The organism is Lacimonas salitolerans (assembly GCF_042677865.1).
Lineage (GTDB): Bacteria > Pseudomonadota > Alphaproteobacteria > Rhodobacterales > Rhodobacteraceae > Lutimaribacter > Lutimaribacter salitolerans.
This window is the reverse complement of sequence record NZ_JBHUDD010000125.1, coordinates 1-7,867: the sequence shown is the minus strand read 5'-3', so window position 1 is coordinate 7,867 and position 7,867 is coordinate 1. Positions and strand designations below refer to the sequence as shown.

The window sequence follows — 7,867 nt, the reverse complement described above, 5'->3', positions numbered from 1 at the left end:
CTACCCCCCGGGTGGGTCATTTTTAAATGATCACGATGGGTCAGTTTTGAATGCAGATTGACAGCACCGAAAGGACCCCAGATCCCGGGCCGCCGAGAGAGCCAGGCTACTCCTGCCCTTTCTGCGCAGCGCATTTTCCGAGCCAGTCGGAGTTCCAAGACCATGTCTACGCCAAACATCGCGTAGAGCGGCCATTCATCCTCCTGCGCGGCCAAGAACCGAGTGCGCATGCCGTCCTTCGATCGCCACTCTCATTGTCAGACATTGCCGTAACGAACGCGAGCCATGCCAAGGTCTGCCGCGACGGTGCTCTGCCGCAGCAGGTCTCCACTGATACTCTCAGGAAGACCATCGCCGCGACCTCTCAGGCGGAGCTAAAGCTCGAATTGGTCAATGCGACTGAGCAAAGGGCGGCACCCGTTGTCACTTATTATGGTCTCTCGTTCCGAATTGCACAAAAGGCTGAGCTTAAGCGAGTAGAGGAAGCTTTCAGAGAAATATTGGTATCTGAGGCGATAACCAGAAATTCAATTGGCTCATTCCTCGCGGACAAGCGGACTCAGGGACCGGGAAGGGAGTATGCATCCGGCCTCGCCGACTATTGTCTTGGCATCATTATCAAAGAGCGCCCTGATGGTGAGAGCCTGACCACTCCATTCTCCCGCTATCGTGAACTCTATGGACGCGCGCTCGATACCCTGAAGGATTTCCCGCGCCCACTTGCAAGACTGATTACCTGCATCATACGCTTTTCGTTGAACCACTTCGAAAATGGCGGAGAGCGTACAGGATATTGGGAACTCGATCTCGCGATTGAGCTGCTATCGAACCCTGGCTCGGCAAGCCTGGCACGCCCTCACGAGAGTGTCACTCGGCGGCCGGTCTGCCCGATCGATCACGGGACAGGGCGGATGCTTGAACTTTCAAAACATCTCACTGCACAGCCGCGATGGAGTCCGATCCTGGATGACGAGTGCAGGACGCTCGCGCAATCCGACCTACTCGACGTGACTGATCACCAGAAGGCGCTCGCCATCTGGGCCGCTTCAGCATGGCGACTCGGCTCGACCGAGTGCGCCTTGGAACCACTAACACAGATCGCCGAGATCTATCCCTTCAGCAGATGGGCGAGCAAATACCTGGAGCAAGCATCAACGTGACAGAGAAAGAAGAGAAGCCAGGAACCAAGGCTGAGAGCACAGGCGCCGAGATGCGGGTAGAGGGGTCGGATAAATCCAAGGACGCCCCGGTTGAAGAAGTTGAGATACCTCCCACGCTTGTGGGGTACTTTGGCGAGGATCGTGCGAGCCCCTCCGTCTTCTTCAAGATCCTTCGCAAGAATGAAGTGAAGCGCTTCCGCCCCGCGGACCAAGAGGCGGCCGCCAAGCTTATGCTGTCCAAGGACCCAGAGGCGGAGCGCCTCTGGAGTTTGATGGCCCAAGCCTCACCGCCGGAGCCGGTCGACGCATGGATGTGGGGGGCTGCACAGTCACGCCTTAAGGAGCAACTTGGTGAAGCTTTCGACCCGCATGACCACGACTCAGGGCGCATCTTCAAATCCGTTCTGCGTGAACTCTCTGCAGGCCTGGGTTCTGAAAAGAAGGACGATAAGAGGCGCGCAGAGAATACTCTGCGGATCGCCATCTGTTGGCTTGTCGAGAAGCGTTCGCTCAAGACGTGGCAGGTCGCGGAACAACTTCCTTCAGTTCTCTTCAAGGATTTGAAGACGGCTGCGCGGGCGGCACAGCGAGCCGTTCAGAAGGGACGACCTGGTGAGCTTCGGATTGCAGCGGCAATGGCGGCACTTGGCGATCAGATGGTCAAGGTCGCGGAAGAAGAACAGGCTCGCGAGAGGCACATCTCCAATGACCTGCGCCATCGCCTCGATGATGCGAACCGAAAGATCGAAAAGCTACGGACCGAACTGGAAGATGCAAAGTCGACCAATTCTGAGCAGGAAGCGGCCATCGCCAACTTGGAGAAGACCCTTGCAGCTGAACGCCATCATTGGGGTCACGACCTGACTGAAACAAGAGCCGAGCAGAAAGTGCTGCTGGGCGAACGACTGGGCCCTCTGCTCGCGGATGCTATCGACGCTTTAGAAATTGACCCTCCAGCGCCAGGGATTGCGCTACGACGCGTGAAAGCCGCGCTTTCAGTGATTGAAGAGGCTAAGGAATGAGTGAGACCATCTTCGGCATCGACTTTGGAACAACAAACAGTCTGGTGGCAGTCTCAGTCGGGGGGCGCGCCCTCGCACTCGTAGATCCAGTCACCCGTCGCCCTCATCCGTCAGTCATCTGGTATCGTGGCGCGGACATCGTAGTTGGACGCGAAGCCCGCGAGAACATGGACATCACCGAAGGTGGCGCCCCACCAGGCTTCGTTCGATCTCCGAAAATGTCGCTCAGGCGTGATGGTCCTATCTTCGTGGATGGCAGACCTGTCGAGCCCACCGATGCCGTCGCCGAGGTCCTCCGACACTTGAAAGCTGACGCGGCCATCGCGCGCGGCGGTGCACCTGCGCATGACCTCGCGCGAGCGGTGTTCACCATTCCTGTCGACTTCGGAGGGCCTGAGCGCCGAGCCCTTCGCGAAGCGGCTCGAAAAGCCGGCATTGGCGTTGTGCAATTTGTTCACGAGCCGGTAGCTGCCCTTTATGCTCACCTTCGTGCCCAACCTGACCTTGGCCGCGAGCTGGCGCGCCTCGAAGGAAGATCCATCCTGGTCTTCGATTGGGGTGGCGGCACGCTCGACTTGACCCTCTGCCGCATCACTGGTGGTGCGATCATGCAGGTCAGAAATCTTGGCGACAACGAAGTCGGCGGCGACAAGTTCGACGAACGCCTGCGAAATCATCTGCGCGAGATGCATGCATCCGCGCATGGCTTGGAAGACATCACAGCTCTGGAGCAACCGGGCATGGCGGCGAAGCTGCTGCACCAGTGCGAAATTCTGAAAATTCATTTGTCTGATCCCAAGGTCGACACCGAAGACGTGATCGTACGGAACTACCTGAAGGTTGATGGGCCCGGAAAAAACCTCCTTGGATCGGTAACCCGGGCGGAACTCGAGAAACTCAGCTCTGGCATCGTCGCACGCGGGCTGGCTCGGATCGATGAGATACTGGAGCAGGCGCAGCTGACTTACCAGGATATCGAACTGTGCCTGGCAACTGGCGGGATGGTTAACATGCCCGCAATTCGAGATGGCCTGACGGAACGTTTCGTGGGGAGGGTTCCGCGGCTCGAAAATGGTGATCGCATCATCGCCGAAGGCGCCGCTTGGATTGCGAATGATGGGCTCAGGCTCAAACTGTCAAAACCGATCGAAATACTCGTAGCAGACACATCTGGCCGGGGCACCTACCACTCTCTTGTCGATGCCGGTTGGACACTTCCGATCGAGAACGAAACCCAGAACGTCGCCAACACCCGCCTGTTTTGCGTGGACCCTCGGGAGGGCGTCGCGGTTGTGGAGGTCGCGAAGCCGGTGAAGCTTGGAAAGACTTCGCCGAGTGACCCCCGACGCTCTCTCTGCGTCGTGAAGGTCCAGGTTGACCCAATGGCACAGCCTTTGCTTGAACGGATCGAATGCAACCTTCAGATTGATCATGATTATGTCGCGCGAGTAAGTCTGAGGTCTACGGGGCGAGGTGCCGAGACTTCCGAGGAATTCCACGATCTCGAATTCGGTCTATCGCTGGCCGCGGCGGCTTCCCCGGAACGGCAGGATGACGAGCGTGGCTCCGAGGGGCAGCGAGGGCCAATTGGTCAAGTAAGTGCGCTGTTTCAAACGAACCTATACCAAAGGACAAATGTCGCCAGGCTCGATGAGCGCACTCAAGCTTTAGACGACCTTTGGAAATTAGTCCCCGGCGACATTATCGGGCAGTGGCGCCCGGGACACTTCGACACCAGAAATAACGCCGCCACACCACGCCAGCATGAGGAGCGATACTTCTACGTACCCTGCCCTCGCTGCAGGCGGAGGATTTCGCAGATAAAGGCGGAGGGTCCTGTTCAGGCATGCCTGGAAAGCCCGAACTACTGTGGGTTCGAGCGGCCAAGGCAATCGAACCACTCGATTCCTGGCATTAATCGTACGTTTTAGAGCAACCAAGGAAGCGTTTTCGCGTGTCGAAGTACAATCCCAATCACCATGTCGAGCCGATCTATGACGCCGCAACGGATTGGCGCGAACGATCCCTAGCTGGTGAACAATCGGTACTGTCCGATGCAAAGAACCTCTGGACGATCCAGCTCTTGGATGAACTTGATCAGCGCTTCGTAAAGAATCTCGACGCAGGTGAAGGTGACTTTCTCTCAAAATTGAAAGCGCAGCTTTCGGAGGGCTCCGCTGATTGTCGCCAGCTGATGGCCGAGAGCCTGTGGCTTACGCTGCTGTTCCCGTCGAACGTCGGCGCCGCCAAGAAGCGCGAAAACGTGCTGGAGATCTGGTCTTGGTCGGGAGAGGACCTGAGCGCGACCCATCCTCTTCTGGAAGACTCTGTTCTTGAAGGCATCGGCTCCGCTGGGACCGCCTACAACACGCACCGTTGGCGCGAGCTGGTATTCCTCATCGGCGCCTTGCGCGATTTCAAGGCTCGCGATGCCGCCGACCGTGAGCAGATCGCGTCGGACCCGTGGGCATTCTCTGGCTGGCTGAGCGGCCTCCCGGAGGCGCGGCATAGGCAGCTGATCCACATCCTTCCACACCTTCTGTTTCCCGACACGTTCGAGCGGATCAGTTCCGAGGGCGACAAACGCCTAATCCTCGCCGGCTCCGGAGACACGACGGAGAAGGAGATCAAGAAGTGGAGCACTGTCGAGATCGACCGCGCCTTGCTCGAGCTGCGCCGCCGACTTGAAGAAGAGCATGGCGCGGACATCGATTTCTACCAGGAAGAGTTCGAGTCCCAGTGGAAGAACCAGACCAAGAACTGGCTCCTCAGCTGGAACCCCTCCAGATGGACCTGGGACACACTCACGGCCGACCGCGCCACGACGATCAGCGGGGAGAAGGCCGACAACCGATGGCGCTGCAGCTCGAGCAAGCCGCGCGAGGGTGACCGCGTCTTTCTGATCCGCACGGGCAGCCCTCCGAAAGGCGTCGTTGCAGTTGGAAAGGTCACGCGCGCGCCCTACGAAGCTGAGCACTGGGAACAGGCCCGGGCCGACGCCGGAGAGACGACGCGCTTCGTTGACGTGGCATTCGACTCCGTCCGCGATGCAACGTCGGACGAAATCGTCCCTCTGGAACAGCTGCAAAACCGCGAGCCCGGCCAGGAATGGAACCCGCAGTCTTCCGGAATCGAGATCAAGGCAAAGGCTGCCCGCACCTTGGAGCGCCTATGGAAGGCGCTGTTGCCTATCGCATCGGGCGCTACTCCGCCGGGGGACGACGCCGGTTCTGGCGATGCATCTCCAAAGAAACTCGCGCCGCCCCTGAACCTCATTCTCTACGGCCCGCCCGGCACCGGGAAGACCTTCCGCCTCAAGAACGATTACATGCCGCGATACCAGGACGAGGCCGGTGATCGCTTCGAGTTTGTGACGTTTCATCAGAGCTACGCGTACGAGGACTTCGTCGAGGGCATTCGACCCGTCACGGAGAACGGCGCCGTCACCTACGAGGTGCGGCCAGGGGTGTTGAAGCGGCTTTGCGATCGGGCCCGGCGCGCGCCGGACAAGCGGTTCGCCCTCTTCATCGACGAGATCAATCGCGGAAACGTCGCCAAGGTCTTCGGCGAGCTGATCACGCTGGTCGAAGTTGACAAGCGCATCCGCATCGATGCCTCGGGAAACCGCTCGGCGAGTTGCAGGGGTTTGGAAGTGACGCTCCCTTACTCCGGTGAGCGTTTTGGTGTGCCCGCGAACGTCGACGTGATCGGCACAATGAACACCGCGGACCGCTCTATCGCTCTGCTCGACAGCGCCTTACGGCGCCGGTTCCGGTTCGAGGAACTCACGCCGAAGCCGGAACTGCTTGAATCGATCGACGACGATGAGGGCAACGCGATCGACCTGCGTCAGCTCCTGCAAGCCATGAATGCCCGCCTGTCCCGCCTGCTGCATCGCGACCAGACCCTTGGCCACAGCTACTTCTACCACGTGAAGTCCTTCGACGAGCTGCGCCGTGTATTTGCGAGGGAGATACTGCCGTTTCTGCAAGAGGCGTTCTACGACGACTGGCGTCAGATCCGTTACATCCTCGCCGACCAGGCCGTAGAGGAGGAGCTGCAATTGGTCACCGGGCGCGGGCACAGAATGCCGCTGTGCTCTTTCCCAAGGCGGACCCGGCCGAGATCGGGGACGGTGAGGCGTTCGAGATCATTCGGGAAGACGACATCACCCCGGACGCAATCCGCAAGATCTACGAGCCACCGGAATGAGGTGCCTGACCGTCCGAGAGAGGGAGGGTGTCAGCATCGGCCCGGCCGGCGAGATCAGCGAGCTCGAGGCAGAAGGCATCGCGAAACTCGCCGGACGTCTGCCACCCGGGGTCCTCGCATGGGGCCATCGGTCATTGAAGTTCGGGCCGTTCTGCGGAGTTCTGCAAACTGAGCAGCTGGCGATCGAGATACTTCCAAAGATCGACCATGGCAGCGATAGCAGCGAAGACATGCGGGGCCTTCTGGTGGCCATGCTTGCTCGTGTTGGAGAGCTCGGATCGAAGCGCGTAGGCGAGGCCGGCCTCGGGCAACAGCACAGCCACCTCCTGGACGTCTTCATCGAGGATTTCTGCAGCCAGGTGAAATCCGCGCTCCGAGGCGGGGCCATTGCCCGGTACTCGGAGAGGACGGAGAACCTCAATGCCATCCGCGGACGGCTCGAGCTGACCGAGCACCTGCGCACGAACGCCTTCGACCGTTCTCATCTACTCTGTCGCTTCGACGAGCGCAGCATCGACAACCCCTACAATCAAGCGCTCAAGGCGGTCCTTCGGATCCTTCTAGGGCTCGCACTGAGCCCGAGGACCCGGGCGATGGTGGCGGCGTTCCTCCATCGCTTTGACGAGGTGACCGATCGCAGGGTCAGGGCTCGCGACGTCGGCGCCCTGCGGTTTGATCGCACCATCCGACACTGGGAGCCGGTGTTTGTGCGGGCCCGCTGGCTGCTGACAGGCCTCTATCCGGATGTTCGCATCGGCGACGCAGCTGGTTCCGCTCTGCTGTTCAACATGGAGAAGCTCTTCGAGACGGTACTCGGACTGCGCATCCGGCATGCTTGCCAGGTGCAGGCCGGTGCTGGCCTTACTGTCGGACTTCAGAGCCCTGTGAAGAACCTCGCGACGGCGGGCTTCCAGCTGCGCCCCGACATCACCGTTCAGAGCGGAGACGAGTGCGTCGCCATCTTCGATGCAAAATGGAAGCGCCTCGATCCCGCCAAACCGAACTCGGGCGTCTCGAGCGGCGACGCATATCAGATGAACGCCTACGCCAGTCGCTACCGTTGTAGGCGACTCGCGCTCGTTTACCCGGCCTCAAGGGACTGCCCGCCAGGAAGGATCACCGAGTTCGTGCTCATGACCGAAGAGCGGCCCGTACTGGATGTTGTCGCGATCGATGTTCGAGAGCTCGCTTTTGGCAGCGGGATCCCGGCCGGTCTCGATGCAATGATCCCGATCGAGCCGCACTGGAAGCAACGGTCATCGCAGGCACCAATTTACGAAGCGGTATGAAGGACTTCGGCCCCTCTTGCTTCCACAGTGCTTCCACGGGCGGCTGAAACGCAAACGCCGCCCCGGAGGGCGGCGCATAAGAGTTTGATAACGCGGATAGATTTGGTTGCGGGGGTAGGATTTGAACCTACGACCTTCAGGTTATGAGCCTGACGAGCTACCGGGCTGCTCCACCCCGCGGTGT

Annotated in this window: 5 protein-coding genes and 1 tRNA gene; 5 read left to right on the top strand and 1 reads right to left on the bottom strand. The window is 59.8% G+C overall.

The window, feature by feature from the left end:
- Positions 1 to 50 precede the first annotated feature (50 nt).
- The 5 genes from ACFTOW_RS14200 to ACFTOW_RS14180 are packed head-to-tail and all read left to right on the top strand — an operon-like array spanning position 51 to position 7,683.
- Complete coding sequence (locus tag ACFTOW_RS14200) at positions 51 to 1,160, top strand: hypothetical protein (protein WP_379916811.1); 1,110 nt, start codon at positions 51 to 53, stop codon at positions 1,158 to 1,160.
- Positions 1,157 to 2,182: a hypothetical protein gene (locus tag ACFTOW_RS14195; protein WP_379916809.1), complete on the top strand. Its 1,026-nt coding sequence runs from the start codon at positions 1,157 to 1,159 to the stop codon at positions 2,180 to 2,182. Before ACFTOW_RS14200 ends, ACFTOW_RS14195 begins: the two co-directional genes overlap by 4 nt.
- The gene (locus ACFTOW_RS14190) at positions 2,179 to 4,113 is read left to right on the top strand and encodes an Hsp70 family protein (RefSeq protein ID WP_379916807.1); all 1,935 of its coding nucleotides are present in this window, start codon (positions 2,179 to 2,181) and stop codon (positions 4,111 to 4,113) included. Before ACFTOW_RS14195 ends, ACFTOW_RS14190 begins: the two co-directional genes overlap by 4 nt.
- 23 nt (positions 4,114 to 4,136) lie before the next feature.
- Positions 4,137 to 6,566, top strand: a complete 2,430-nt coding sequence (locus ACFTOW_RS14185; RefSeq protein WP_379916805.1) for an AAA family ATPase — start codon at positions 4,137 to 4,139, stop codon at positions 6,564 to 6,566.
- Positions 6,529 to 7,683, top strand: coding sequence for an McrC family protein (locus ACFTOW_RS14180; protein WP_379916803.1), 1,155 nt, complete (start codon positions 6,529 to 6,531; stop codon positions 7,681 to 7,683). Before ACFTOW_RS14185 ends, ACFTOW_RS14180 begins: the two co-directional genes overlap by 38 nt.
- A gap of 103 nt (positions 7,684 to 7,786) precedes the next feature.
- Here ACFTOW_RS14180 and ACFTOW_RS14175 read toward each other — a convergent pair.
- Positions 7,787 to 7,863: transfer RNA gene (locus ACFTOW_RS14175), tRNA-Met, on the bottom strand.
- Positions 7,864 to 7,867 lie beyond the last annotated feature (4 nt).

Excerpts from the sequence above, each read along its gene's own strand:
- ACFTOW_RS14200 (WP_379916811.1), top strand. The coding sequence starts at position 51 with ATGCAGATTGACAGCACCGAAAGGACCCCAGATCCCGGGCCGCCGAGA.
- ACFTOW_RS14190 (WP_379916807.1), top strand. The coding sequence starts at position 2,179 with ATGAGTGAGACCATCTTCGGCATCGACTTTGGAACAACAAACAGTCTG.